Below are 23,998 nucleotides of genomic sequence, written 5' to 3'. Positions count from 1 at the left end.
TCGGCACCGGATCGCACCAATGTATGTCTATGACGAGTTCGACCGCACTTTCCTCCAGGAACGGGTCCGCGAGTTCCGCGACCAGGTCGAGCGCCGCCTCAGCGGCGAATTGAACGAGGAAGAGTTCAAGCCGCTGCGGCTGATGAACGGCGTCTATCTGCAATTGCACGCTTATATGCTGCGGATCGCCATTCCCTACGGCACGCTCAGCGCCCCGCAGATGCGCGCGCTCGCCCACGTGGCGCGCCGCTATGACCGGGGCTACGGGCACTTCACCACCCGGCAGAACATCCAGTTCAACTGGATCAAGCTCGATGAACTGCCAGACGCCATGGACGATCTCGCCAAGGCCGGCATGCACGGGCTTCAGACCTCCGGCAATTGCATCCGCAACACCACCACCGACCAATGGGCCGGCGCCACCCCGGAGGAGATCGAGGACCCGCGCCTCTATGCGGAAATCATCCGCCAATGGTCGACGCTGCACCCCGAGTTCACCTATCTGCCGCGCAAGTTCAAGATCGCCATCACGGCGGCCAAGCACGATCGCGCCGCCATCCGCGTGCACGACATCGGCCTGCGCCTGCATAAGAAGGATGGCGAAACCGGCTTCGAGGTGATCGTCGGCGGCGGGCTCGGCCGCACGCCCTTCATCGGCAAAACCATCCGCGACTTTCTGCCCAAGCGCGATCTGCTCTCCTATCTGGAGGCGATCCTGCGCACCTATAATTCCGGCGGACGGCGCGACAACATCTACAAGGCGCGCATCAAGATCCAGGTGCACGAGGTCGGCACCGAGGAATTCACCCGCCGGGTGGAAGAAGAATGGGCGCAGATCAAGGACGGCGCCCTGGCGCTGGACGATGCCGCCCTCGACACCATCCGCGCCCACTTCCAGACCCCCGATTTCGAGACTTTGGGCGAACGGCCTCTGGAGCTGACCGAGGCCCTCTCCAAGGACCGCGAATTCGCCCGCTGGCATGCCAATTCGGTGAACCCGCACAAGGTGCCGGGCCACGCCATCGTCACCATCTCGCTGAAGCCCGTGGGCAAGCCGCCGGGCGATGCCACCGCCGAGCAGATGGACGCCATCGCCGATCTCTCCGAACGCTACGGCTATGGCGAAATCCGCGTCGCCCACGAGCAGAACCTGACCTTGCCCCATGTGCGCCAGAAGGATCTCTACGCGGTGTGGCAGCAGCTTTCCGCCCATGGGCTCGCAACCCCGAATGTCGGCCTGGTGACCGACATCATCGCCTGCCCGGGCCTTGATTATTGCTCGCTCGCCAACACCCGCTCGATCCCGCTCGCCCAGCGCATCACCGAGCGCTTCGCCGACAATGACCGCATCGCCGACGTGGGGCGCATGCACATCAACATCTCCGGCTGCATCAATGCCTGCGGCCACCATCATGTGGGCCACATCGGCATTCTCGGGGTCGAGAAGAAGGATCAGGAATTCTACCAGATCACCTTGGGCGGCAAGGCCAACCACAAGGCGCGGCTGGGCGAGTTGCTCGGCCCTGCGGTCTCCGAGACCGAGGTGGTCGATGTGGTGGAGCGCATCGTCGATACCTATCTGCATTTGCGGCACGACAAGTCGGAGAGCTTCATCTCCGTGGTGCAGCGCCTGGGCATCGAACCCTTCAAGGAGCGCGCCTATGCCGCTGGTTAAGAATGGCGCCGCCGTTGCCGATCCGTTCGTGCGCATCGAGGATGATGCAGCCCTGCCGTCCGGGCCGGTGCTGATCCCGCTCGCCCGCTTCCTCGCCGAGCGCGAGGCGCTCGCCGGCCGCAACATGCCGGTGGGCGTGCTGGTGCCGAACGATGCCGACGTGCGCACGCTGGAACCGCACCTGCACCAGATCGCGCTGATCGTGCTGACTTTTCCGAAGTTCCGCGACGGGCGCGCCTATACCCAGGCGCGGCTGCTGCGCGAGCGGCTCGGCTTCACCGGCGAGTTGCGCGCCGCCGGCAATGTGCTGCGCGATCAGTTGCTGCTGATGGTGCGCTGCGGCTTCAACGCGTTCGAGATCTCCAAGGCGTCCGATGCCGATGCCCTGGAGGCTGCCCTTAAGACCTATTCCGTATTCTACCAGCCCACAGCCGATGGACGTCCCACCGCCCTGCGGGAGCGCCTTGCCGCCGCGCGGCCGCGCTGAGGACCTTGCCATGAATGCCCTGTCTGCCCCGTCTGCCCTGCCGGATGCCGAAACCCTCGCCCAACACCGCGCCGCCGTGCTCGACGCGCGGCTGCAGGATGCCGACCCGCTGACCATCATCGCCGCGGCCCACGAGACCTTGGCGGGCCGGGTGGCGACGGTCTCCTCCTTCGGGACGGAATCGGTCGTGCTGCTGCATATGGTGGCGCAGGTGGACCGGCACATGCCGGTGCTGTTTCTCGACACCGGCCATTTGTTTGCGGAAACCCTGGCCTATCGCGATCAACTGATCGACCGGTTCGGCCTCACCCAGGTCCTGACCTCCCATCCCGACGCGGCGGCGCACGCGGCGCGGGACCGGGATGATGACCTGTGGGCCTCCGACACCGACGCCTGCTGCGCCCTGCGCAAGGTGGAGCCGCTGGCGCGGGCGCTCGCGCCCTTCGAGGGCTGGCTCAACGGCCGCAAGCGCTATCAGGCGGTCACCCGGCTGCGCATTCCCGTGGTGGAGGCGGACGGGCGGCACATCAAGTTCAACCCGCTCGCCGCCATGGGGCCAGCCGAAATTGCCGGCTGGATAAATGCCCACGGGCTGCCCGAGCACCCGCTGAAGAAATTCGGATTTGCGTCCATCGGCTGCATGCCCTGCACCAGCCGCGTGGCGCCGGGGGAGGACGCGCGGGCTGGCCGCTGGCGCGGCGCCGCCAAGACGGAATGCGGGATTCACCTGAAAAGAACCGCCTGAACGTGTAATATAAATTCTATCGATTTTGTTGAGTTAAAATATTGACCGGCCGGGAAAGCGGTGACATCGTTCGTAAATCCGAACGATCCATCGCCCGGCCGCGCCGACTTCCGGCACGGCAGGGGTGCGCCAGCCGGAGGTCCAATGTCCGCTCGCTTCCCGTTTTCCCGCCTCGCGGCCGCCGCTACCCTGTCGCTCTCCCTCGCGGCCGCCCCTGCGCTCGCCGCCGAGGTGACGTTGCTCAACGTCTCCTATGATCCGACCCGCGAATTCTATGGCGCGTTCAACAAGGCATTCGCGGCGCAGCTGGCCAAGGACGCCCCCGGCGCCACGCTGACCGTGCGCCAATCCCATGGCGGGTCCGGCAAGCAGGCGCGCTCGGTGATCGACGGGCTGGAAGCCGACGTGGTGACGCTCGCCCTCGCCTATGACATCGACGCCATCGCCGCGCGCGGCCTGCTGGCGGCCGATTGGCAGAAGCGCCTGCCGGACAATTCCGCCCCTTATACCTCGACCATCGTTTTCCTGGTGCGCAAGGGCAATCCCAAGGGCATCAAGGATTGGAACGACCTCATCAAGCCCGGCATCAAGGTCGTCACCCCGAACCCCAAAACCTCGGGCGGCGCGCGCTGGAATTATCTTGCCGCCTGGGGCTATGCCCTCAAGCAGAATGGCGGGAATGAAGCCAAGGCGAAGGAATTCGTCGCCGCCTTGTTCAAGAATGCCCCGGTGCTCGACACCGGCGCGCGCGGCTCCACCGTCACCTTCGTCGAGCGCGGCATCGGCGATGTGCTGATCGCCTGGGAGAACGAGGCCTATCTCTCCATCAACGAGCTGGGCCCGGACAAGTTCGACATCGTCACGCCCTCGCTCTCGATCCTCGCCGAGCCGCCGGTTGCGGTGGTCGACAAGGTGGTCGACAAGCACGGCACCCGCGCGGTCGCGGAAGCTTATCTGAAATATCTCTACACGCCGGAAGGCCAGGAGATCGCCGCCAAAAACTATTATCGCCCGCGCGATCCCACCGTGGCGGCGAAATACAAGGACAAGTTCGCGCCGGTGGAGCTGTTCACCATCGATCAGGTGTTCGGCGGCTGGACCAAGGCGCAGAAGACGCATTTCTCCGATGGCGGCGTCTTCGATCAGATCTATGCCAATTGAGGGATGCCCAGTGGGCATCCTCCTCCCGTCCCGCCGGACGGCGCACCCCGCCGGGGTACGCTGATCTGAAGCGCGGCCCCCTGCCCCAGCCTCCCCCGCAGGCGGGAGAGGGGGCCTTCGCACCTGTGCTAAACTCCGCCTCGGCCCCATGGCCGCTTCGCCCCGTTCCGAGCCCGGCGCACCGCGCCTTTCCTCGCAAGGACCAAGATGGTCGTCGCCACAGCATCGCGGTTCACGTTTCGCAAGCCGAGCGTCATTCCCGGCTTCGGCCTCACCTTCGGGCTGACGCTGACCTGGCTGTGCCTGATCGTCCTGCTGCCGCTCTCGGCCTTGTTCCTGAAGACCAGCGAACTGAGCTTCGACCGGCTGATGGTCATCATGAGCAACGCGCGCACCCTGCACGCTTTGCAAGTGTCGTTCGGCCTCTCGCTCGCCGCCGCCGCCATCAATCTCGTGTTCGGCGGGCTCGTGGTGTGGGTGCTGGTGCGCTACGACTTTCCCTTCAAGCGGGTGGTGGATGCGGTCATCGACATTCCCTTCGCCCTGCCCACGGCGGTCGCCGGCATCGCCCTGACCACGCTCTATGCCGAGAACGGCTGGATCGGCAGCCTGCTGGCGCCGCTCGGCATCCAGGTGTCATTCACGCCGCTCGGCATCCTGGTGGCTTTGGTCTTCATCGGCCTGCCGTTCGTCGTGCGCACCGTTCAGCCGGTGCTCGCCGATCTCGACGCCGAACTGGAGGATGCCGCCGCCAGCCTCGGCGCCACCCGGGGCCAGACAATCTGGCGCGTGGTGCTGCCCACCATATGGCCGGCGCTTCTCACCGGCTTTGCCATGGCGTTCGCCCGCGCGGTGGGCGAATACGGCTCGGTCATCTTCATCGCCGGCAATCTGCCCGGCGTCTCGGAGATCGCGCCGCTGCTGATCGTGATCCGGCTGGAGGAATTTCGCTATGCCGATGCCACCGCCATCGCCAGCGTGATGCTACTCGCGTCCTTCGTGCTCCTGTTCATCATCAACCGCCTGCAGCATTGGGCGCAATCGCGCGGCGGCAGGGAGCGATGAGCGCCATGGAAACGACCGGGCTTGCGGAGCCGCGCGCATCCGACGGCCCGCCGACCCCGGCGAAGCAGGCGCGCGCCGAGTTCGGCCATCGCCCCGCCCGCACCGAGCCGGCGGCGGTGCGCATTGCCCTCACCCTGATCGCCCTCGCCTTTCTCGGCCTGTTCATCGGCCTGCCGCTGCTGCTGGTGTTCGTGGAGGCCTTCAAGCGGGGTTTCGCGGCCTATGTGGCGGCGCTCAGTGATCCCGATGCGCTCGCCGCGATCCGCCTGACCTTGCTGGTGGCGGCCATCTCCGTGACGGCCAACGTGATCTTCGGGCTTGTGGCCTCCTGGGCCATCGCCAAGTTCGACTTCATGGGCAAGAGCCTGCTCATCACCCTCATCGACCTGCCGTTCTCGGTCTCCCCCGTGGTGGCAGGCCTGATCTATGTGCTGCTGTTCGGCAGCCAGGGGCTGTTGGCCGCCCCGCTCCAGGCGTGGGACATCAAGATCATCTTTGCCCTGCCCGGCATCGTGCTCGCCACCATCTTCGTCACCTTCCCGTTCGTGGCGCGCGAATTGATCCCGCTGATGCAGGAGCAAGGCACGGCGGAGGAAGAGGCGGCGATCTCGCTCGGCGCCTCCGGCCTTTCCACCTTCTTCCGCGTGACGCTGCCCAATGTGAAATGGGCGCTGCTCTATGGCGTGCTGCTCTGCAACGCGCGCGCCATGGGCGAATTCGGCGCGGTCTCGGTGGTGTCGGGGCATGTGCGCGGGCTCACCAACACCATGCCGCTCCATATCGAGATCTTGTACAACGAGTATCAGTTCGGCGCCTCGTTCGCGGTCGCCTCCCTGCTCGCTCTGCTCGCGCTCGTCACCTTGATCGCCAAGACCGTGCTGGAAAGCCGGCTCGCGGAGGAGGACCCCCGATGAGCATCGATGTCGTCGCCATCACCAAGACCTACAAGGCCTTCGCCGCGCTGGACGCCGTGAGCCTGCACATTCCCACCGGCGAGTTGGTGGCGCTGCTCGGCCCCTCAGGTTCGGGCAAGACCACGCTGCTGCGCATCATCGCCGGGCTGGAATGGCCCGACAGCGGCGAGATCCGCTTCGATGGCGAGGATGCGCTGAACCGCTCGGTGCGCGAGCGCAATGTGGGCTTCGTGTTCCAGCATTACGCCCTGTTCCGCCATATGAGCGTGTTCGAGAACGTCGCCTTCGGCCTGCGGGTGCGCAAAGGCGCGGACAAGCTTCCCGACGCCGCCATCCGCGCCAAGGTTCACGAATTGCTCGGCCTGGTGCAGATCGACTGGCTCGCGGAGCGCTATCCCGCCCAGCTTTCCGGCGGCCAGCGCCAGCGTGTGGCGCTCGCTCGCGCGCTCGCCATCTCGCCCCGCATCCTGTTGCTGGACGAGCCGTTCGGCGCCCTGGACGCCAAGGTCCGTAAGGAATTGCGCCGCTGGCTGCGGCATCTGCACGAGGAACTTCCCGTCACCTCCGTGCTCGTGACCCACGACCAGGAGGAGGCGCTGGAACTCGCCGACCGGGTGGTGGTGATGGGCAAGGGCAAGATCGAGCAGATTGGTACGCCGGGCGAAGTCTACGAGGCCCCCGCCAGCGCCTTCGTGCATGATTTCATCGGCGAGAGCCTGTCCCTGCCGGCGGAGGTGCGCGGCGGGCGGCTGTTCCTCGGCGACCGGGCCATCGCGCTGGACTCGCAAGGGGCCGGAGAAGGTCCGGCGCGGCTGCTTGCCCGCCCGCATGAAGTGGACCTCGCCGATCCCGCCGCGGCGCCCTTCTTCGGCAAGGTCCTGGCGGTGCGCACCTTCGGGCCGATCCGCCGGGCCGACATCGAAATCGTCATCCCCACCGGAAAAATGGTGGTGGAAGCCGCCGTGCCGTTCGGCGAGGGCCTTGAGATCGGCGCGCAGGTCGGCCTCGTGCCGCGCCGCTACCGGGTGTTCGGCGCCCAGGCGTGAGGGGGAGGGACGCGAGACGTCCGCTCCCGGCCTGCCCATTCCGGTCTGAAACACCCGTGCCCCCGGCCGCTTTGCATCCCGGCCGCTTTGCAGGGACCGACCCTGCGCTCCGACGGGAGCGGCCAAAAGAAAAGGGCCCCGCGCGGGGCCCTTCGATCTTCCTCGGGGGGCGGGGATGCGGCGCTTAGTGCGCCACGTCTTTCCACACCTTCTTCTTGGTGAAATACAGCAGGCCGGACAGGACGACCAGGAAGATGATGACCTGGAAGCCCATGCGCTTGCGTGCATCGAGATGGGGTTCGGCCATCCACATCATGAAGGCCGAGACGTCGCGGGAGTAATTGTCCAGCGTCGCGGGCGTGCCGTCGGTATATTCCACCTGCCCGTCGCTGATCGGCTTGGGCATGGCGATCTGGTGACCGGGGAAATACTTGTTGTAGTGCAGGCCCGGCTGGACCTTCGTGCCTTCCGGCGGATCCACATAGCCGGTCAGCAGCGCATGGATATAGTCCACGCCGCCTTCCTGATACTGGGTGAAGGCGTCGAGGATGAAGCCGGGGAAGCCGACATGGCTGGCGCGCGCCTTGGCGAGCACCGAGAAGTCCGGCGGCAGCGCGCCGCCGTTCGCCACGCGGGCGGCGGCGTCGTTGGGGAACGGCGCCGGCCAATGGTCCGACAGGCGGCCGGGACGCTGGAACATCTCGCCCTGGTCGTTCGGCCCGTCGGTGATCTGGTATTCGCTCGCCACCGCCTTCGCCTGGGCTTCGCTGAAGCCCGGCCCGCCGTCCTGCGACAGGTTGCGGAAGTAGAAGAAGTTGGCCGAGTGGCAGCTGGCGCAGACTTCGCGGAACACCTTGAAGCCGCGCTGGAGCTGGCCCTGGTCGAAGCTGCCGAAGGGGCCGGCGAACGACCAGGATTCCCGGTGGGGCAGGTCGTCATGCCCGCCCTCGGCGGCCCGCGCCGGCGCACCGAGCACGAGGGCCGCCGCAACGGCACCGAAGAGGATACTGCGCTTGATCATCTCTCTCTCCGCGTGCTCGTTCAGCCCTTGGTCTGCGGGGCGGCCGCGCCCGCCACCACCGGCGCGCCATTGCGCGCCAGGACGGCGTCAGCGATGGAGGCCGGAAGCGGCTTCGGGCGCTCGAACAGGCCGAGTGCAGGCAGGATGACGAGGAAGTGAATGAAGTAATAGGCCGTCAGAATGCGCGAGGCGATGACGAAACCGCCCTCCGCCGGCTGCGAGCCGAGATAGCCGAGGCCGACCGCCACCACCGCGAAGATCCAGAAGAACTGGCGGTAGAGGGGACGATAGCGGGCCGAGCGCACCTTGGAGGTATCGAGCCAGGGCAGGAAGGCCAGCACCGCGATGGCGCTGAACATGGCGAGCACGCCGCCGAGCTTGTCCGGGATGGAGCGCAGGATCGCGTAGAACGGCAGGAAGTACCATTCCGGCACGATATGGGCGGGGGTGGAGAGCGGGTTGGCCGGGATGTAATTGTCCGGATGGCCCATGTAGTTCGGGATGTAGAAGATGAAGTAGGAGAAGAACAGCAGGAACAGCACCATGCCGAAGATGTCCTTCGCCGTCGCATACGGCGTGAACGGCACGGTGTCCTTGGCGACGCTCTTCACTTCGACGCCGTCGGGATTGTTCTGGCCCACGTGATGCAGCGCCCAGATGTGCAGGCCGACCACGCCGGCGATCATGAAGGGCAGCAGGTAATGCAGGGCGAAGAAGCGGTTCAGGGTCGGATCGCCGACCGAATAGCCGCCCCACAGCCATTCCACGATCACCGTTCCCACGACCGGGATGGCCGAGAACAGATTGGTGATGACGGTGGCGCCCCAATAGGACATCTGGCCCCACGGCAGGACATAGCCCATGAACGCGGTGGCCATCATCAGCAGGTAGATGATCACGCCGAGGATCCACAGCACTTCGCGGGGCGCCTTGTAGGAGCCGTAATAGAGGCCGCGGAAGATGTGGATATAGACCGCGATGAAGAACATCGACGCGCCGTTGGCGTGGATGTAGCGCAGCAGCCAGCCATAGCTCACGTCGCGCATGATGTGCTCGACGCGGGCGAAGGAGATCGGCGCATAAGCAGTATAGTGCATCGCCAGCACGACGCCGGAGAGGATCTGGCAGACCAGCATCATCGAGAGGATGGCGCCGAAGGTCCACCAATAGTTCAAATTCTTGGGCGTGGGATAGGCCACGGCGGCCGAGTGGGTCAGCCCGATGATCGGCAGGCGGCTCTCGAACCAGCGCGCGAGCTTCCCTTGGGGCTGGTAGGTGGAATGTCCTTCCATAGGGGCCAACCTTTTTTGAGCGGGCGACGACCGGGCGTCAGCCAATCACGATCTTGGAGTCAGAAACGAAATTGTACGGCGGCACCGCGAGGTTGAGCGGCGCCGGCCCGACGCGCACGCGGCCGGACGAATCGTATTGCGAGCCGTGGCAGGGGCAGAACCAGCCGTCGTAATTGCCCTGATGGCCGAGCGGCACGCAGCCGAGATGGGTGCAGATGCCCACCACCACGAGCCACTTGTCGTGGCCGGCCTTCACCCGGTCCTGGTCGGTCTGGGGATCGATGAGCTGGTTGAGGGGCACCGCGCGGGCCTCCTCCACGTCCTTCGCCAGGCGGTTGAAGACGAAGATCGGCTTGCCGCGCCACATGAAGGTGACGATCTGCCCTTCCTGGATCGGCGAGAGATCCACTTCCGTCGTCGAAAGCGCGAGCACGGAAGCATCCGGCTGCAGCTGGGAGACGAACGGCCAGATCATGCCGGCGACGCCCACCGCGCCGACAGCGCCGGTCGCGATATAAAGGAAGTCCCGGCGGTTGGTTCCCGACGTCTCCGTATGTGCCACGGCGCTTGTCCTCACTCGTCTGTCCGGTCAGACCGTCGCGGCGCGCAGTTCCTGCGGGAAATCTTTGCACGGGTATCCCATTATGGAGCCGCGCGCGACGCGAGGTCGAATGTGACAGCTCCGCCTCAGCAAAGAGCCACCTTCGATTGCCTCTAATTGCACCCTCTTTTGCCCTTGTCCAGATCAACACAGTGCGGCACGCGGTCCTGCTTCTGCCCGCAGGCCGGCGCGATATCGCCATAATTGACACCGCGATTGCCGTTCGGAGAGCTTGAACGCCATGATCCTCGCCCTTTACTGCCCAGACATCGCGCAGAATGCGGGAACCTGCCTGCGCACCGGCGCCTGCCTTGGCGTGCCGGTGCATTTCATCGAGCCGGCGGGCTTCCCCCTCGGGGCCGCCGCCTTCCGCCGTGCCGGCATGGATTATGTCGAGCGTGCGGATTTTGTGCGGCACGATTCCTTCGCCGCGTTCGAAGCGTGGCGCCGGCGGGACGGGCGCCGGCTGGTGCTGTTCACCACGCGCGGCGCCACGCCTTACGCAGAGTTCGTGTTTTCCCCAGAAGATGTGCTGCTGTTCGGCCGCGAATCGGCCGGCGTGCCGGACGAGGTGCACGCGGCCGCCGATGCCCGTCTGCTGATTCCGCTGCGGCCTGGGCTGCGCTCGCTCAACGTGGCGGTGTCGGCGGGGATCGCTCTCGCCGAGGGATTGCGGCAGACGCACGGCTTTCCCGCGCTGCCCTGACGCCTGCCCCCTTCCGCCCGCGCGCGCCGGCCGCTAAAGCTGCGATGCCATGACTGATCCCGCATCCACCGCCCCCGCAGACCGGCTGCTGATCGCGGCCGCCCAGCTCAATCCCGTCGTCGGCGACGTGGCGGGCAATGCCGCCCGCGTCCGGCAGGTCCGCGACGAGGCGAAGGCGCAGGGCGCCGACCTCGTCGTGTTCAGCGAATTGTTCCTGTGCGGCTATCCGCCGGAGGATCTGGTGCTGAAGCCGGCGTTCCAGCAGGCGTGCCGCAAGGCCGTGGAAGACCTCGCGGCAGAGAGCACGGACGGCCCGGCGCTGCTGCTCGGCACGCCCTGGCTGGACAACGGCCTTCTTTACAATGCCGTTCTGCTGCTGGAAGGCGGCCGCATCTCCGCGGTGCGCTACAAGGTGGACCTGCCCAATTATGGCGTGTTCGACGAGAAGCGGGTGTTCGTGCCCGGCCCCCTGCCCGGCCCAATCCCGTTCAAGGGCGTGCGGCTCGGCGTGCCGGTGTGCGAGGACATCTGGGGCCCGGACGTGGTGGAATGCCTCGCCGAGACCGGCGCGGAAATCCTCATCGTGCCAAACGGCTCGCCCTATCGCCGCTCGGTCTATGACGAGCGGACCAATATCGCTGTCGCCCGCGTCGTGGAGAGCGGCCTGCCGCTGCTCTATGTGAATCAGGTGGGCGGGCAGGACGAATTGGTGTTCGACGGCGCCTCGTTCGCGCTCAATGCCGACCGCACGCTGGCGATGCAGTTTCCCGGCTTTCAGGAGCGGGTGCGCCTCACGGTGTGGGAGCGCTTCGCCAATGGCTGGCGCTGCGTGGAAGCCCCGCGCGCCGACCGGATCGAGGGGGACGAGGCCGATTATTCCGCCTGCGTGCTCGGGCTGCGGGATTATGTGACGAAGAACGGCTTTCCCGGCGTGGTGCTGGGCCTTTCCGGCGGCGTCGATAGCGCCATCTGCGCCGCCATGGCGGTGGATGCGCTGGGGCCGGAGAAGGTGCACGCGATCATGCTGCCCTATCGCTACACCTCGGACGAGAGTTTCGCGGATGCCGCCGACGTCGCCGCAAAGCTCGGCATCCGCTACGATATTCTGTCCATCGCCCCCGCCGTCGAGGCGCTGGAGGGCATTCTGGCGCCGCTGTTCGCCGGTCGCGAGAAGGATGTGACGGAGGAAAATCTCCAGTCGCGCGTGCGCGGCACGCTGCTGATGTCGGTGTCCAACAAGTTCGGCCCCATGGTGGTGACCACCGGCAACAAGTCGGAGATGTCCACCGGCTATGCCACGCTCTATGGCGACATGAACGGCGGCTACAATCCCATCAAGGATCTCTACAAGACCGAGGTGTTCCGCCTGTCCCATCTGCGCAATCGCTGGAAGCCGGTGGGCGCGCTCGGCCCCGACGGCGAGGTGATCGCCCCGCGCCTGATCGACAAGCCGCCCACCGCCGAATTGCGGGAAAACCAGAAGGACCAGGATTCGCTGCCGCCCTACGAGGTGCTCGACGCGATCCTGGCGCGGCTGGTGGAGGCGGAGACCTCGGTTGCGCAATTGGTTGCGGAAGGGTTCGACGAAGCGCTGGTGAAGCGGGTGGAGCGCATGCTCAATCTCGCCGAATACAAGCGCCGGCAGGCCGCGCCGGGGGTGAAGGTGACGGTGCGCAATTTCGGCCGCGACCGCCGCTATCCCATCACCAACCGCTTCCGCGATCCCGGCTGAGGGCGCGCAGTCTCTCTCCCGCCCTGCGGGGGAGGATTTTCCGCCTTTGCCGCGCCGCCTGCGTGCGCCGCCCACACCGCTTTCCCCCTCCCCAACCCTCCCCCGCACGCGGGAGAGGGAGCCCATGGAATGATGGGGCGAGACATCCTCGCCACAAGCACCGGCCCGCCCCCTCACCCGCCCGCTTGCGCGGTCGACCTCTCCCCGTGGGGGAGAGGTGAGGCGTGTGCGCAGGAGGCAAGAGCAGGGGTTAGGAGCATTCCCCCTCCCCAACCCTCCCCCGCATGCGGGAGAGGGAGCTTGTGGGATGACGGGGACGAGACAGCTTCGCCACAAACACCGGCCAGCCCCCTCTCCCGCCGGGGAGAGGGTTGGGGTGAGGGGTAAAAGCAGTCTGAAGCCCGCCCCCTCACCCGCCCGCTGACGCGGTCGACCTCTCCCCCTCGGGGAGAGGTGAGGCATGTGCGCAGGGGGGCAAGAGCATCCCCCTCTCCCGCTTGCGGGAGTAAGGAGCTTTCAGCTTTCGCGGCGCCGCCCGCACACGCTTCGACAGCCGCAAGAGCGCACCTCAAAAGGCGCCGGCGGCCCGCAAAATAACGGACCATCGGCACCAGCCCCTGAGGCCAAGGCTTGCCGCCTCTGCAACTCCCGGCTAGAGCGCTTCTGAGATAAAACCGGGAAACGCTCGCATGCACCAGACGACGGCACGCCAGATCGACCCCACCAGCGATGCCGCCATCGCCGCAAGCGTCGTGCCCCTGCCGATCGAGCAGGTGGGCGAGAAGCTCGGCATTCCCGCCGACGCGCTGTTTCGCTACGGCCCCCACAAGGCCAAGCTCTCGCAGGATTTCGTGCGCACCCTCACGGCGGGCGACGGGGCCATTGCCCCAAGCCGCGCCGACGCGAAGCCGGGCAAGCTGATTCTCGTCACCGCCATCAGCCCGACCCCGGCGGGCGAGGGCAAGACTACCACCACCATCGGCCTCGGCGATGCCCTGACCCGCATCGGCAAGCGCACAGCCGTCTGCCTGCGCGAACCCTCGCTCGGCCCCTGCTTCGGCTCCAAGGGCGGGGCGACCGGCGGCGGGCGGGCGCAGATCGTGCCCATGCAGGACATCAACCTGCATTTCACCGGCGATCTCCACGCCATCGGCGCCGCGCACAATCTGCTGTCCGCGCTGATCGACAATCACATGTATTGGGGCAATGCCCTGGATCTCGATGCCCGGCGCATCACCTGGCGGCGGGTTCTCGACCTCAACGACCGCGCGCTGCGCGAGATTGTCATCGGCCTCGGCGGCGCGCCCAACGGCTTTCCCCGCGAGGACGGGTTCGACATCACGGTGGCGAGCGAGGTGATGGCCATCTTCTGCCTCGCCAAATCCCTGCCCGAGCTGGAAGAGCGCCTCGCCCGCATGGTGATCGGCCAGACCCGCGGCCGGCGCATGGTGACGGCCGGCGAACTGAAGGGCGTCGGCGCCATGGTGGCGCTGTTGCGCGATGCCTTCCAGCCCAATCTGGTGCAGACCATGGAGCATACGCCGGCCCTGGTGCATGGCGGGCCGTTCGCCAACATCGCCCACGGCTGCAACAGCGTGATCGCCACCCGCAGCGCCCTGGCGCTGGCCGACTATGTGGTGACCGAGGCCGGGTTCGGCGCCGATCTCGGCGCGGAAAAATTCATGGACATCAAGTGCCGCCAGGCCGGCCTTGCCCCCGACGCGGTGGTGGTGGTCGCCACCATCCGGGCGCTGAAGATGCACGGCGGGGTGCCGGTGAAGGAGCTTTCGGCCGAGAATCTCGGCGCCGTCCATACCGGCATCGACAATCTGGTGCGTCATGTGGAGAACATGCGCGGCTTCGGCGTGCCTGTTGTGGTGGCGTTGAACCGCTTCACCTCCGACACGCCGGGCGAGGTGGAGGTGGTGCGCACCACGCTCGCCGCCCTCGGCGTGAACGTGCATGTGTGCACCCATTGGTCGGACGGCGGCGCCGGGGCCGAGGCGCTGGCCCACGAGGTGGTGGCGCTCGCCGCCCGCCCCAATGCCTTCGCTCCGCTCTATCCCGACGAGATGCCGCTGGCGCAGAAGATCGAGACGGTCGCCAAGCGCATCTATCACGCCGGCGGCGTGAGCTTCAGCGCCACCGCCGCCGCGCGCCTCGCCGAGCTGGAAGCGGCCGGCTTCGGCGCCCTGCCGGTGTGCATGGCCAAGACCCAATACAGCTTCTCGGCCGACCCCAAGGCGCGCAACGCGCCGAGCGACCATGTGCTGCCGGTGCGCGAGGTGCGGCTTTCCGCCGGCGCCGGCTTCGTGGTGGCGCTGGCGGGCGACATCATGACCATGCCCGGCCTGCCCTCGGTGCCGGCGGCCGAGCACATCTTCGTGGATGCGCATGGCGTCATCGGCGGCCTGTCCTGAGCGGCTAGCCTCGCGAAAGCCCCTGCGCCTTCAGGTCGTCGAGATAGGCCGCGAAGCGCTGCTCCTGCTCCAGGCCGAGGGTGCGCAGCAGCGGCCAAGTATAAAGCCCCGTGCCGTGGCCGTCGTCGAAGCCGAGCCGCACCGCATAGGCGCCCACCGGCTCCACCGCGACGATGCGCACCGCCCGCTTGCCGGGGACGGTGATCTTCTCATGTGGCGCATGGCCCTGCACTTCGGCGGAAGGGCTTTCCACGCGCAGGTATTCGGCCGGCAGGGTGAAGCTGGAGCCGTCGTCGAAGCTCACCTGCAGGGCATGCTTGTCGTGGATCAGGCGCACTTCCGTGGGCCAGGTCTCGGGCGCGGCGGGGTCGGCCGATGTCATGTTGATCTCCTGCGCGGGCCGGTCAGCGAGTGTTGATCGCGCGGGCCTATGATTTGGTGCCGGGCATACGATATAATGCAGGTTCAAGCCGACGTCAGAGCGGTTGAGCATAAGCCATGGGGAATCGGAGCATAAGGTGAGCGCACCCTTCAGAGACATCATCGATCGCGGCGGCAACGCCACCGGCGCGCTTGGCCCGCTGGTGGACACTTTCGGTCGCGCGGTGACCTATCTCAGGGTCTCGGTCACCGACCGGTGCGACTTCCGCTGTGTCTATTGCATGTCCGAGCACATGAATTTCCTGCCCAAGCAGGATCTTCTGACGCTTGAGGAACTGGACCGCCTGTGCTCAGCCTTCGTGGCGCGCGGCGTGCGCAAGCTGCGCCTCACGGGCGGCGAGCCGCTGGTGCGGCGCGATGTGATGACCCTATTCCGCTCGCTCTCGCGCCATCTCGACACCGGCCGGCTGGAAGAACTCACCCTCACCACCAACGGCTCCCAGCTCGCCCGCTATGCCGCCGATCTCGCCGCCTGCGGGGTCAAGCGCATCAATGTCTCCATCGACACGCTGGATGCGGAGAAATTCCGCGCCATCACCCGCTGGGGCGATCTCGGCAAGGTGCTGGAGGGCGTGAAGGCCGCGAAGGCGGCGGGCATCCATGTGAAGATCAACGCGGTCGCGCTCAAGGACGTGAACGAGCACGAGATCGCCTCGATCATGGAATGGTGCCACGGCGAGGGCCACGACCTCTCGCTCATCGAGGTGATGCCGCTCGGCGAAGTCGGCGCGGAGCGGGTGGACCAATATCTCCCGCTCTCGCAGGTGCGCGAACAGCTTGCGCAGCGCTATACGCTCACCGACATCGATTATCGCACCGGCGGCCCGGCGCGCTATCTGGAGGTGAAGGAAACCGGCGGGCGGCTCGGCCTCATCACGCCGCTGACCCATAATTTCTGCGAGGGCTGCAACCGCGTGCGGGTGACCTGCACCGGCACCCTCTTCATGTGCCTCGGCCAGGAAGACGCCGCCGACCTGCGCGCCCCCCTGCGCGCGGCGCTCGACGACGCGGAGCTTCAGGCGGCCATCGATGCGGCGATCTTCCGCAAGCCCAAGGGCCACGACTTCGTCATCGACCGCAAGACCAGCCAGCCGGCGGTTCATCGGCATATGAGCACCACCGGCGGTTAGAAAGCGTTTTACATTGCGGCAGGCGCGTGGCGCACCCATGCCGGAGGCGAGGGACTTGCCCTTGCGCTCCGCGCAATCGGCAACGGCGCGGAAAGGTCAAATCGGTTAGGTCTGGGGAACATTGCCCACGAACGAGGCAGAAATGCCGACCCGCCCCCCAGCCGCCCGCTCCATCACCCGATTCGTATCGCGCCCGGCGCGCGGGCGCCGCAGCGCGCGAGGCGCGTCATGAGCCTGCGCCTGATGTCTCCGACCCTGCGCGGCATCGCGGCGATGATCGGCGCCATGCTGCTGTTCATCACCAACGACATGATGCTGAAGCTCGCCACGGCGCACGTGCCGGTGGGCGAGGTTTTGGGCGCGCGCTCGGTGTTCGCCACCCTGTTCGTCCTGGCGCTGCTCGCCGGAACGGGGGAATTGCGCCATGCGCTGGCGGCGTTCCGGCCCCAGGTGTTGGCCCGCTCCAGCCTCGATTCCGCGACCACCTTCATCTATGTGATGGCGCTCGCGGTGCTGCCCATCTCCACCACCACGACGATTTACATGGCCGCCCCGCTCATCACCACCGCGCTGGCGGTGCCGCTGCTGGGCGAGAAGGTGGGGTTCAAGCGCGCCATCGCCATCGCCATCGGCTTTTCCGGCGCGGTGGTCGTCGCCCATCCCGATCCCGCGACCTTTTCCCTGTTCGCGATCCTGCCTTTGATCGCCGCCACCTGCGGCGCGCTGCGCGACATCGTCACCCGCGGCATCGGCGCCCATGTGCCGGGCGGGGTGGTGGTGCTCTCCAGCACCATCGCGCTCGGCGTCACCGGCGCGGGCTTCGCGCTGTGGGAGCCGTGGGTGGTGCCGAGCCTCGCCGGCTGGGCGCTGATCGTCGCCACGGGCGCGACCTTCGCGTTCGGCAATCTGCTTCTGGTCTATGCGTTCCGCCATGCCCCGGTGCAGGTGGTCTCGCCGCTGCGCTACGTGATGGTGCCGGTGGCGCTGTTCTACGGCTATTTCATCTTCGGCCATGTGCCGGATAGCTGGGCGACAATCGGCACGATCCTGGTGGTCGGCGCGGGCCTCTATTCGATCCAGCAGGAAACGGCGCGCGGCCGCAAGGCGGCGCGGGACGCCGTGGCTGCGGACATCCAGGCGAGCGAGGCAAGTGCCGCTGTGGTCATGCCGCCTGTGGCGTCGCCGATCCCGGCGGCGGCCGGCAGCGCGGTTGCGGCCCGGCTCTCGCCGCCGGCCAATGACGATGCCCCGTCCGCCAAGGCCGCCAAGGGCGGCGCGCCCCAGCCGGCCGCCATCACCCGCGAGTGTCCGCACTCCTAGTCCGACCGCCAGTCAGGGCCACGCACGCACCCGAAAGCGGGGGGGGGCGTTTCCTTTTTCCGTGGTCGTTCGGTCGTCCCCTTTCTTTGTCGTGGCCGGGCTCGTCCCGGCCATCCACGCCGGGCCGAGCGCGCGGGCCTTGAAAGGCTGGCGCCAGCGTGACCGCATGGACGCACGGGACAAGCCCGTGCATGACGAAGTGCCGCCGCAATCGCGCCGGACGCATCCTCACTCGTAGGCGAGGGCGGCCACGGGATCGAGCCGCGAGGCCTTGCGCGCCGGCAGATAGCCGAACAGCAGGCCGGTGAGGAAGGCGCAGCCGAACGCCAGCAAAGGCGGCCCGGCGGAAAATGCCACCTGGGTCCCGAGCGTCTTCAAGAGGAAGGCCGTGCCGAGCCCCAGCACCACGCCGGCGAGCCCGCCGGCGCCGCAGATCACCAGCGCCTCGGTGTTGAACTGAAGCATGATGTTGGACCGCCGCGCGCCGGTCGCCATGCGGATGCCGATTTCGCGGGTGCGTTCGGTGACGCTCACCAGCATGATGTTCATCACGCCGATGCCGCCCACCAGCAGCGAGATCGCCGCCACCGAGCCGAGCAGGCGGGTGAACGTGTCGGAGGTGGCGGTGGCCATCTCCAGGATCGAGGAGGTGTTGCGGATCTGGAAATCCTCCGCCCGATGGCGCTGGCGCAGCAGCACCGAGATCGCATCCTGGGTCTCGTCGATCCGTGTCAGATCCTCCACCGCCACCGTAACGGTGCCGAGGAATCGCCGGCCGAACACCCGCATGAAGGCGGTCGTGATCGGCATCAGAACCAGATCGTCCTGGTCCATGCCGAACGCGTTGGCGCCGCGCGGCGCGAGCACACCGGCCACCTCGAACGGCACGTTCTTGATGAGAATGTAGCGCCCCACGGGATTGGCGACCGCCGGGAACATCACCTTCGCCACCGTGGCGCCGAGCACCACCACGGGTGCGTAGCCCTCCACATCCGCTTCGGTGAACATGGCGCCGTCCCGCATGCCCCAGTCGCGGGCGACCACATAGCCGGGTCCGGCGCCCTGGATGGAGGTCGCATAATCGATATTGCCCACCCGCGCGGTGGCGGTGGTGGAGCGCTCCGGGGAAACCGCCAATATGTTGGGGACCTCCGCCGCGATCGCGATGGCATCCTCGAACGTCAGCGAGGCATTGGAGCCGGTGGAGCGCACCCCCGGCGCGCCGGGGCGCACCACCAGCAGATTGGTGCCCATGGTGGCGATGCGGTCCAGCACCGCCTGCTTGCTGCCCTGCCCGATGGCCAGCATGGCAATGACCGCCGCGACCCCGATGATCACCCCGAGCAGGGTCAGCAAGGTGCGGAAGAGATTGGCGTGCATGGAGCGGAACGCCATCTTCACCGCTTCGCCAAGGTCGGGAAGGAAATTGTTGCGCACCTTCATGCGGTGCCCGGCAAGCGCCCCCGCCGAGGAGGGGGCGGCCACGGGCGGCGTGGTGCGCGCGTCGGAAACGATGCGTCCGTCCTGCAACCGCACGATCCGGTCGGCATGGGCCGCCACCTGCGGATCGTGGGTGATCAGCAAAATGGTACGGCCCTCGCGGTTGAGGTCCTTCAGCAGGCGCAGCACCTCTTCGCCGGAATGGCTGTCGAGCGCGCCGGTTGGCTCATCGGCGAGGATCACCGGCGCCTCGTTCATCAGCGCGCGGGCGATGGAGACCCGCTGCTGCTGGCCGCCCGAGAGCTGGGAGGGCCGATGGCCGGCGCGCTCCGCAAGGCCGAGGCGGCCGAGCAGCGCCTTCGCGCGCAAGATCCGCTCGCCCTTGGGCCGGCCGGCATAGATCGCCGGGATCTCCACATTTTCTTCCGCCGAAATCCCCGGCAGAAGATTATAGCGCTGGAACACGAAGCCGAACGTGCGGCAGCGCAGGGCGGCCAGCTCGTCCGCATCCAGCTCGGCGATGTCGCGGCCCAGCACGCGGTAGGTGCCGCGGTCGGGCCGATCCAGGCAGCCGATGATGTGCATCAAGGTGGATTTGCCGGAGCCGGACTGGCCCATGATGGCGACATATTCGCCCGGCTGGATGGTGAGCGAGATGTCGTCCAGCGCCCGCACCACGCTTTCGCCGCTCGGATAGATCCGGCTGATGTGGTTGAGGTCCAGCACCGGCTCGCCGATGCCCTCATAAGGGGACGCGGATGCGTCCGCGATGGTCGCGGTCGGGCTTTCCGGTTCGCGAAGGGGTTCTGCCGGAGCGCCGGCACGCGACACAATGCTCAAAACGGCGGCGGCGGCATGCCGGGGGGGCGCGTCGCACGCTGGGCGGGATCGGTGGATGTGACCACCAATTCACCTTCCTTCAGCCCCTCGGTGATCTGCACCTGGGTGCGGCTTGAAAGGCCGGTCTTGACGGCCCGGGTTTGCACCGCGCCGTTCACCAGCACCCGCACGGTGGCTTCGTTGCGCGCCTCGCGCTTGCTGCCGGCGCGGGCGACGGGACGCACCGCGCTCGGCGGCACCAGCAGCGCGTCCTTCGCTCCGCCCAGCATGAAGAACACCTGCGCGCTCATGGAGGTCATGAGCAGGCGGTCGGGGTTCGGCACGTCGATCAGGACGTTGTAGAGCACCACGTCGTTGACCGTTTCAGGGGTGGGCAGAACCTGCACCACTTTCGCCGTAAAGCGCCGGTCCGGCATGCCCAGCGTCGTGAAATACACCTCCATGCCCACCCTCACCTTGGGAATGTCGGCTTCCGCCACCTGCGCCCACACCTGCATGGTGTCGAGATCGGCCACCCGCAGGATGATCGGGGCGGTCTGGTTGGCGTTCAGCGTCTGGCCTTCCAGCGAGGTGATGGAAACCACCGTGCCGGAAATCGGGGCGAAGATCTTGGTGTAGCCGAGATTGGCCACGTCGCCGTCCAAGGTCGCCTGGGTCTGCTTGATCTGGGCTTCCAGCGCCGCCATCTTGGCTTCGCCGATGCGCACCGTGGCGGCGGCCGCATCCGCCGTGTCCTGGCTGCCGGCCTTGCTGGCGAGCAGGCGCGTGGCACGGTCGTCGCGCAGCTTGTCGAGGTCGAGCTGGGCGCGCTGCTGAGAGAGCTGGGCCTTGAGATTGTCGAGCTGGGCCTGATCGCCGAGCACCTTGGTCTGGTAGACCGTGGGGTCAATCTGCGCCAGCAGCTGGGCCTTCTCGACGCTGTCGCCGATGGCCACCATCACCTTGCGCAATTGACCCGACACCTGGGTGCCGACATCCACATAGGTCTTGGGCTTGATGGTCCCGAGCGCGGTCACCGTCTGCTGGATGTCGCCCCGCACCACCGGCTCGGTGCTCACGCCCGGGCTCGCCGCACTGGACGTCAGGCTATAGCCATAATAGCCGCCGGCTCCCGCCAGCAGCATCGCCGCTCCGGCGATCCACCAGCCGCGCACGCGCCGCCGTTTTCTGGCTGGCGGCGCGATCGCCCCCACCCCGTCCGATTTCTGAAGCATCACCTATCCGCCGCGCGGCCCCATTCCGATTGAGGCGAAGATAAACTCGGCGTGAGATGACGTTGAGTGAATTCTCGGTAACCTTTGCCTGGAAACGTTTCTACGCGTTTCCGCGCGACGCCGCCTGGAGCAAATCCGCCCGGCGGCTACCTCCGGCGCGGGCGATAGGTGCCCGTCACGGGATCGCGCTCCAGCACCTCGACCTTCTCCTGTGGTCCGGCACCCGCGCCCTCGACGCCGGAACCTTCGACGCCCGAGGCGGCGCGATGCGCATCCATGGTCCGGCTGACCCGGCGCCCCTCGCGGACCAGGAAACGCGTCGCCGCCACCGCGCCGGCGGCGCCGAGAAGGACGATCAGGAACGGCGGCATGCTGGACCTCCTGCCGATTACAATCCGTAGCGGGACCAGAGCGCCCGCTCCTCGGCGAGCGAAGCCAAGCCCTGCGCGAACCCAACGCCCGCCGCGCCGCCGATGGCCGAACCCGACGTGCCGACCCCCGGCGCCCGGCGGCCGAACCATCCGCCCGGCGCGGTGACGAGCGGGGTGCGCACCTCGCGCCCGTAGCGCGCCCGGAGAATCTCCCTCAAGTCGCCGACCCCATCCGCAAGGCCGAGCGAGAGCGCCTGCGCGCCCGCCCAGAACTCGCCCGAGAACAGAAGGTCGTCATCGCCCGAAAGCACCGGGCCGCGTCGACGCCGCACCAGATCGGCGAACATCTGATGGATGTCGCGTTGCAGCGCCTTCAGCCGCTCCACATCCTCCTCCTGCTCGGGGCGGAAGGGATCGAGCATCATCTTGCGCGTGCCGGCGGTGTGCACGCGGCGCTCGACGCCGATGCGCTCGATCAGCTTGTCGAAGCCGAAGCCGGCGGAAATCACCCCGATGGACCCGACGATGGAAGACAGATCGACGAAGATCTCGTCGGCGGCGCAGGCGATCATGTAGCCGCCCGAGGCCGCCACATCCTCGACGAAGGCGAAGACGTGTTTTTCCTTCTCCTCCGCCAGGGCGCGGATGCGCTTGTGGATCAGATGGGACTGCACCGGCGCGCCGCCCGGGGAATTGATGATCAGTGCCACCGCAGGCGCCCTCTTGACCGCGAACGCGCGGTCCAGCGTCTTGGCCACGCCGGCGAGCGTGAGGCTCTGCTGGAACGGCGTGATCATGCCGATGGCGCCCGAAAGGCGCACCACCGGAACCGTGGTGAGATCGTCGCGCCAGCGGGCGGGAAGCAAGCGGCGGGCGCCGCGCTGAAGAGAGGCGAGGAAAGGTTCGTCCATGAAGACCTATGTCGGGCCACATTCCGGTGAATTCATGGTGGGCGGTCGCGACGGCGAGGACAATCCCGCGTTCTGCCGCGCCCGATGCTGCGCAAACTTCGTCTCGCTGAACTTCTGCGGAAATTGCGGATTCATCCACGGAACACGCGCTTTGACGCACAATATCTGCGCCGTTCTTCTTCCCCGCGCCGATGTTTCACATGAAACATTTGCCCGCACACCGGGCCTTCGGCATGCGCTCATAGGGCGAAAAAACCAAGGCGCCCCAACGCCTTCCCCCTCGATCGGCCGGCCCTGCCCCGCCCCACTCGGCAACGCCCTCGCAAGCCTGCCAAATCTGACCGATCCCTGATTTTCGATCCGATTTCGTTTGCGAATCTAAGAACCCCTACCCCATCTCCAGCGCCGCGCCGTCGCGCAGGATGGCGGTAGAGCGGGGTGTCGGCATCCCATCCGCATCCGCCAAAATGAGGCCCGGCAAGAGCGCAGGCGCGGTGCGGCGGCCCTTGATCGCCCGCACCAAAAGCCGCACGGCCGGCGCCGTCGGGTTGGCATGCACCGGCAAAAGCCGCGCCGCCCCGAACCGTCCCTCCAGCGCTGAAAGCAGCATCGCAAGGTCTTCCGGCCGCAGGATCATGGCCAATGTTCCCCCCGGCGCAAGGCAGCGATAGGCGGCGGTGACCCATTCCCTGAGGGTCTCGGCGCCGGCCATATGCGCACGGGCGCGGGCGGCGTCCGGGGATGTCTGATGGGCGCCGGTCGCGTTGAAGGGCGGGTTTGTCAACACCAGATCGAAGCGTTCCGCCGCAGGGAAATCCGGCCCGCCGGGCCGGGCGAGCGTCAGAACGTCGGCGCACACAATGTCGCAGCGGGGCGCGAACCCATTGGCCGCCCCGTTTTCGGTGGCCAGCGCGGCGAGCGCGGGATCGATCTCCACCAGGGTCGCGTGCGCCGCATTCAGGCGCCACAAAACCGCAAGGCCGGCGCTTCCAACACCGGCGCCGAAATCAGCGAAACGGCCTGTCGTCGCCGGGGCCGCCGCCGCGAGCAGAATGGCGTCATGGCCCACCCGGTGGCCGGTGGCGGGCTGGCGCAGCAAGAGGCGCCCCCCGAGCACCCGGTCTTCGGTGACGGGTGCCTCAGGCCTCATCGCAGAGGACATCGCCGAGGCCCGCCTCCCTGAGCAGCCTGCGGCTGCGGATCAGATCGTCGTCCAGCACCAGAACCCGGCGCGGAATGATGCCAATGGAGCCTTCCAGCGCGCTGACATGGCTGTCCGCGACCATATGGCCGATGTCGGCGGCGGAAAGCAGCGCTTCCACCGCGGAGATCAGCACGAGGTCGTTGGTCCGCACCAGATCGCGCATCAATTCTCCGATGGATTTGCGCCGCGGCGCCGTTCCGGGTACCCCTCACGCTTGCGCGTCACCCTCCGCCATCCCTATGGTGCCGCCCACAGAATGACA

At 67.2% G+C, this 23,998-nt stretch carries 23 protein-coding genes; 13 read left to right on the top strand and 10 right to left on the bottom strand.

Annotated features, from left to right (window positions below; translation table 11 throughout):
• The first annotated feature begins 19 nt into the window (after positions 1 to 19).
• The 7 genes from V5F77_RS09335 to V5F77_RS09305 all read left to right on the top strand — a co-directional run bounded on the left by V5F77_RS09335 (position 20) and on the right by V5F77_RS09305 (position 7,093).
• Positions 20 to 1,675 carry a nitrite/sulfite reductase gene (locus V5F77_RS09335; protein ID WP_429005072.1) on the top strand — a complete coding sequence of 552 codons (1,656 nt, stop codon included), beginning with the start codon at positions 20 to 22 and terminating at the stop codon, positions 1,673 to 1,675.
• Complete coding sequence (locus tag V5F77_RS09330) at positions 1,662 to 2,162, top strand: DUF934 domain-containing protein (RefSeq protein WP_429005071.1); 501 nt, start codon at positions 1,662 to 1,664, stop codon at positions 2,160 to 2,162. Before V5F77_RS09335 ends, V5F77_RS09330 begins: the two co-directional genes overlap by 14 nt.
• 10 nt (positions 2,163 to 2,172) lie before the next feature.
• A complete protein-coding gene (locus V5F77_RS09325; RefSeq protein WP_429005070.1) occupies positions 2,173 to 2,907 on the top strand; it encodes a phosphoadenylyl-sulfate reductase in 735 nt (244 codons plus the stop codon).
• A gap of 144 nt (positions 2,908 to 3,051) precedes the next feature.
• The gene (locus V5F77_RS09320) at positions 3,052 to 4,068 is read left to right on the top strand and encodes a sulfate ABC transporter substrate-binding protein (RefSeq protein ID WP_429005069.1); all 1,017 of its coding nucleotides are present in this window, start codon (positions 3,052 to 3,054) and stop codon (positions 4,066 to 4,068) included.
• Between the two features lie 207 nt (positions 4,069 to 4,275).
• Positions 4,276 to 5,133: a sulfate ABC transporter permease subunit CysT gene (cysT, locus tag V5F77_RS09315; protein WP_429005068.1), complete on the top strand. Its 858-nt coding sequence runs from the start codon at positions 4,276 to 4,278 to the stop codon at positions 5,131 to 5,133.
• A 5-nt stretch (positions 5,134 to 5,138) separates the two neighbouring features.
• Complete coding sequence (gene cysW, locus V5F77_RS09310) at positions 5,139 to 6,047, top strand: sulfate ABC transporter permease subunit CysW (RefSeq protein ID WP_429005162.1); 909 nt, start codon at positions 5,139 to 5,141, stop codon at positions 6,045 to 6,047.
• On the top strand, positions 6,044 to 7,093 hold the full coding sequence (locus tag V5F77_RS09305; RefSeq protein ID WP_429005067.1) for a sulfate/molybdate ABC transporter ATP-binding protein: 1,050 nt from the start codon (positions 6,044 to 6,046) through the stop codon (positions 7,091 to 7,093). Before cysW ends, V5F77_RS09305 begins: the two co-directional genes overlap by 4 nt.
• Before the next feature lie 184 nt (positions 7,094 to 7,277).
• On the opposite strand, the gene V5F77_RS09300 is transcribed toward V5F77_RS09305, so the two are convergent.
• From V5F77_RS09300 to petA, 3 genes are read right to left on the bottom strand one after another with little or no spacing between them, the layout of a single operon-like run.
• Positions 7,278 to 8,114 (bottom strand): cytochrome c1, encoded by an 837-nt coding sequence (locus tag V5F77_RS09300; RefSeq protein ID WP_429005066.1) that lies wholly within the window; start codon positions 8,112 to 8,114, stop codon positions 7,278 to 7,280.
• A gap of 20 nt (positions 8,115 to 8,134) precedes the next feature.
• Positions 8,135 to 9,406, bottom strand: a complete 1,272-nt coding sequence (locus V5F77_RS09295) for a cytochrome b (RefSeq protein ID WP_429005065.1) — start codon at positions 9,404 to 9,406, stop codon at positions 8,135 to 8,137.
• A 37-nt stretch (positions 9,407 to 9,443) separates the two neighbouring features.
• On the bottom strand, positions 9,444 to 9,968 hold the full coding sequence (gene petA, locus V5F77_RS09290) for a ubiquinol-cytochrome c reductase iron-sulfur subunit (protein ID WP_429005064.1): 525 nt from the start codon (positions 9,966 to 9,968) through the stop codon (positions 9,444 to 9,446).
• A gap of 280 nt (positions 9,969 to 10,248) precedes the next feature.
• Here petA and V5F77_RS09285 point away from each other — a divergent pair, with 280 nt between their 5' ends.
• From V5F77_RS09285 to V5F77_RS09275, 3 genes are all read left to right on the top strand, one after another.
• Entirely contained in the window at positions 10,249 to 10,713 is a 465-nt protein-coding gene (locus V5F77_RS09285; protein WP_429005063.1) for a tRNA (cytidine(34)-2'-O)-methyltransferase, read from the top strand.
• Positions 10,714 to 10,762: 49 nt separating this feature from the next.
• Positions 10,763 to 12,445 (top strand): NAD+ synthase, encoded by a 1,683-nt coding sequence (locus V5F77_RS09280; RefSeq protein WP_429005062.1) that lies wholly within the window; start codon positions 10,763 to 10,765, stop codon positions 12,443 to 12,445.
• Between the two features lie 689 nt (positions 12,446 to 13,134).
• Entirely contained in the window at positions 13,135 to 14,865 is a 1,731-nt protein-coding gene (locus V5F77_RS09275) for a formate--tetrahydrofolate ligase (RefSeq protein WP_429005061.1), read from the top strand.
• A 4-nt stretch (positions 14,866 to 14,869) separates the two neighbouring features.
• Here the strand turns inward: V5F77_RS09275 and V5F77_RS09270 are convergent, their stop codons facing one another.
• Entirely contained in the window at positions 14,870 to 15,247 is a 378-nt protein-coding gene (locus V5F77_RS09270; protein ID WP_429005060.1) for a gamma-butyrobetaine hydroxylase-like domain-containing protein, read from the bottom strand.
• Between the two features lie 136 nt (positions 15,248 to 15,383).
• On the opposite strand from V5F77_RS09270, the gene moaA reads away from it, so the two are divergent.
• Both moaA and V5F77_RS09260 read left to right on the top strand, forming a co-directional pair.
• Complete coding sequence (moaA, locus tag V5F77_RS09265) at positions 15,384 to 16,436, top strand: GTP 3',8-cyclase MoaA (RefSeq protein ID WP_429005059.1); 1,053 nt, start codon at positions 15,384 to 15,386, stop codon at positions 16,434 to 16,436.
• Between the two features lie 228 nt (positions 16,437 to 16,664).
• Positions 16,665 to 17,756 (top strand): DMT family transporter, encoded by a 1,092-nt coding sequence (locus V5F77_RS09260; protein ID WP_429005058.1) that lies wholly within the window; start codon positions 16,665 to 16,667, stop codon positions 17,754 to 17,756.
• 228 nt (positions 17,757 to 17,984) lie between these two features.
• Here V5F77_RS09260 and V5F77_RS09255 read toward each other — a convergent pair whose 3' ends face one another.
• From V5F77_RS09255 to V5F77_RS09240, 4 genes are all read right to left on the bottom strand, one after another.
• Entirely contained in the window at positions 17,985 to 19,967 is a 1,983-nt protein-coding gene (locus V5F77_RS09255; protein ID WP_449317020.1) for a MacB family efflux pump subunit, read from the bottom strand.
• Between the two features lie 65 nt (positions 19,968 to 20,032).
• Positions 20,033 to 21,250, bottom strand: coding sequence for an efflux RND transporter periplasmic adaptor subunit (locus V5F77_RS09250; protein ID WP_429005057.1), 1,218 nt, complete (start codon positions 21,248 to 21,250; stop codon positions 20,033 to 20,035).
• 146 nt (positions 21,251 to 21,396) lie between these two features.
• Positions 21,397 to 21,621: a hypothetical protein gene (locus tag V5F77_RS09245; protein WP_429005056.1), complete on the bottom strand. Its 225-nt coding sequence runs from the start codon at positions 21,619 to 21,621 to the stop codon at positions 21,397 to 21,399.
• Between the two features lie 17 nt (positions 21,622 to 21,638).
• Entirely contained in the window at positions 21,639 to 22,532 is an 894-nt protein-coding gene (locus V5F77_RS09240) for a S49 family peptidase (protein WP_429005055.1), read from the bottom strand.
• Here V5F77_RS09240 and V5F77_RS09235 point away from each other — a divergent pair.
• Complete coding sequence (locus tag V5F77_RS09235) at positions 22,531 to 22,884, top strand: hypothetical protein (protein WP_429005054.1); 354 nt, start codon at positions 22,531 to 22,533, stop codon at positions 22,882 to 22,884. The two genes, V5F77_RS09240 and V5F77_RS09235, sit on opposite strands and share 2 nt — an antisense overlap.
• Before the next feature lie 36 nt (positions 22,885 to 22,920).
• On the opposite strand, the gene V5F77_RS09230 is transcribed toward V5F77_RS09235, so the two are convergent.
• Positions 22,921 to 23,694: a tRNA1(Val) (adenine(37)-N6)-methyltransferase gene (locus V5F77_RS09230; RefSeq protein WP_429005053.1), complete on the bottom strand. Its 774-nt coding sequence runs from the start codon at positions 23,692 to 23,694 to the stop codon at positions 22,921 to 22,923.
• Positions 23,672 to 23,899 carry a putative signal transducing protein gene (locus V5F77_RS09225; protein ID WP_429005052.1) on the bottom strand — a complete coding sequence of 76 codons (228 nt, stop codon included), beginning with the start codon at positions 23,897 to 23,899 and terminating at the stop codon, positions 23,672 to 23,674. Before V5F77_RS09225 ends, V5F77_RS09230 begins: the two co-directional genes overlap by 23 nt.
• Between the last annotated feature and the right edge of the window lie 99 nt (positions 23,900 to 23,998).

It is taken from the genome of Roseixanthobacter psychrophilus (assembly GCF_043195195.1).
In the GTDB taxonomy this organism is placed as follows: Bacteria; Pseudomonadota; Alphaproteobacteria; order Rhizobiales; family Xanthobacteraceae; genus NCEH01.
Note: the sequence above shows the minus strand (reverse complement) of the source record. Positions and strands in the feature narration are given on the sequence as shown.

Excerpts from the sequence above, each read along its gene's own strand:
- V5F77_RS09240 (WP_429005055.1), bottom strand. The coding sequence starts at position 22,532 with ATGGACGAACCTTTCCTCGCCTCTCTTCAGCGCGGCGCCCGCCGCTTG.
- V5F77_RS09335 (WP_429005072.1), top strand. The coding sequence starts at position 20 with ATGTATGTCTATGACGAGTTCGACCGCACTTTCCTCCAGGAACGGGTC.
- V5F77_RS09280 (WP_429005062.1), top strand. The coding sequence starts at position 10,763 with ATGACTGATCCCGCATCCACCGCCCCCGCAGACCGGCTGCTGATCGCG.
- V5F77_RS09230 (WP_429005053.1), bottom strand. The coding sequence starts at position 23,694 with ATGTCCTCTGCGATGAGGCCTGAGGCACCCGTCACCGAAGACCGGGTG.
- V5F77_RS09235 (WP_429005054.1), top strand. The coding sequence starts at position 22,531 with ATGAAGACCTATGTCGGGCCACATTCCGGTGAATTCATGGTGGGCGGT.
- V5F77_RS09325 (WP_429005070.1), top strand. The coding sequence starts at position 2,173 with ATGAATGCCCTGTCTGCCCCGTCTGCCCTGCCGGATGCCGAAACCCTC.
- V5F77_RS09225 (WP_429005052.1), bottom strand. The coding sequence starts at position 23,899 with ATGCGCGATCTGGTGCGGACCAACGACCTCGTGCTGATCTCCGCGGTG.
- V5F77_RS09275 (WP_429005061.1), top strand. The coding sequence starts at position 13,135 with ATGCACCAGACGACGGCACGCCAGATCGACCCCACCAGCGATGCCGCC.
- V5F77_RS09305 (WP_429005067.1), top strand. The coding sequence starts at position 6,044 with ATGAGCATCGATGTCGTCGCCATCACCAAGACCTACAAGGCCTTCGCC.
- V5F77_RS09260 (WP_429005058.1), top strand. The coding sequence starts at position 16,665 with ATGAGCCTGCGCCTGATGTCTCCGACCCTGCGCGGCATCGCGGCGATG.
- V5F77_RS09295 (WP_429005065.1), bottom strand. The coding sequence starts at position 9,406 with ATGGAAGGACATTCCACCTACCAGCCCCAAGGGAAGCTCGCGCGCTGG.
- V5F77_RS09270 (WP_429005060.1), bottom strand. The coding sequence starts at position 15,247 with ATGACATCGGCCGACCCCGCCGCGCCCGAGACCTGGCCCACGGAAGTG.
- V5F77_RS09245 (WP_429005056.1), bottom strand. The coding sequence starts at position 21,621 with ATGCCGCCGTTCCTGATCGTCCTTCTCGGCGCCGCCGGCGCGGTGGCG.
- V5F77_RS09330 (WP_429005071.1), top strand. The coding sequence starts at position 1,662 with ATGCCGCTGGTTAAGAATGGCGCCGCCGTTGCCGATCCGTTCGTGCGC.
- V5F77_RS09300 (WP_429005066.1), bottom strand. The coding sequence starts at position 8,114 with ATGATCAAGCGCAGTATCCTCTTCGGTGCCGTTGCGGCGGCCCTCGTG.
- V5F77_RS09250 (WP_429005057.1), bottom strand. The coding sequence starts at position 21,250 with ATGCTTCAGAAATCGGACGGGGTGGGGGCGATCGCGCCGCCAGCCAGA.
- cysT (WP_429005068.1), top strand. The coding sequence starts at position 4,276 with ATGGTCGTCGCCACAGCATCGCGGTTCACGTTTCGCAAGCCGAGCGTC.
- cysW (WP_429005162.1), top strand. The coding sequence starts at position 5,139 with ATGGAAACGACCGGGCTTGCGGAGCCGCGCGCATCCGACGGCCCGCCG.
- V5F77_RS09320 (WP_429005069.1), top strand. The coding sequence starts at position 3,052 with ATGTCCGCTCGCTTCCCGTTTTCCCGCCTCGCGGCCGCCGCTACCCTG.
- V5F77_RS09285 (WP_429005063.1), top strand. The coding sequence starts at position 10,249 with ATGATCCTCGCCCTTTACTGCCCAGACATCGCGCAGAATGCGGGAACC.